Source organism: Acinetobacter harbinensis, from assembly GCF_000816495.1.
Taxonomy (GTDB): domain Bacteria; phylum Pseudomonadota; class Gammaproteobacteria; order Pseudomonadales; family Moraxellaceae; genus Acinetobacter; species Acinetobacter harbinensis.
Window position 1 is genome coordinate 40,289 of sequence record NZ_JXBK01000002.1, and the last position, 974, is coordinate 41,262.

The 974-nt window shown below is 33.7% G+C and carries 1 protein-coding gene; it reads right to left on the minus strand.

Features of this window, described 5'->3' with window-relative positions:
• A partial coding sequence (locus SE27_RS12395) for an IS982 family transposase (RefSeq protein WP_039624083.1) occupies positions 1–585 on the minus strand: 585 nt, incomplete at its 3' end.
• Between the last annotated feature and the right edge of the window lie 389 nt (positions 586–974).

Here is a 974-nt window from a genome sequence, read left to right on the forward strand (position 1 = left end):
ACTCAGATAGCCTTTATCGCCTAGTAAAATACCTTTTAACTCTTTGGTTAAAGATTCAAGTACAGCAACATCATGCACACTTCCTGATGTAATCTTGAGATTAATAATTTCACCCAAGTTGTTGATAACGATATGGACTTTAAATCCATAAAACCAACCTGTACTACTTTTACCGCGACCGGCCAAGCCTTTAAATACACGATTTCTTTTAATTCTAAGATTATGGCAAATGACCAATTTAGTCGAATCAATGATACAAATTCCGGTATCTTCTCCTTTAACTTGATGGAAGAAACTACTCAAAGCTTGTAAACAACGCGGCATAATTTCAATAAAACGATTGTAACTAAGAAGCTTGGGAAAAGCTGATTTCCAAAATGGGATGATCATATGACAATAAAAATATTTGAAAAATCTAAATCCGGATTTATGAAATAAAATGACAATGGTCATCACTTCAGACAAGCTTAAAGCTGACTTTTTCATTGTTGTTTTTTGATCAGAAATTAGAGCTTTTTCTAAAGACTCATTAAACTTTTTGCAGAAATCATCCAAAATACAAAATAATTCGGTAATATAGTCCATGAAAAAGCCTTGCTCTGAAATGTTTTGTCTTCGTAACCAAGATATTACAGGTGCTAAGGCTTTTTTTCATTTATTTTTTATGTCGAACTCAGGTTATTTAGACTCAATCAGGCCACTAACAACGCAATGGATAGTTTTTAAAATTGTAGACTCGAAATACGCCATAACTTATGCAATATTGCAATCCATTGTGAATACATAACAGCGGTGGATCGTTTGTAATCAAGCCAAAGGCTGTGCTTTTAGATGTGTTGTGAAAAATAGTCAAAACAGCGCTTATGTTAATCAATGAAAGCGATCAATTATTGAGTGATCGCAAAGAGGGAGGATACACGCCAGTCGTAGGCTTAAGCAATAAACATTTGCTAATTCAAAAATCACAGCTTATG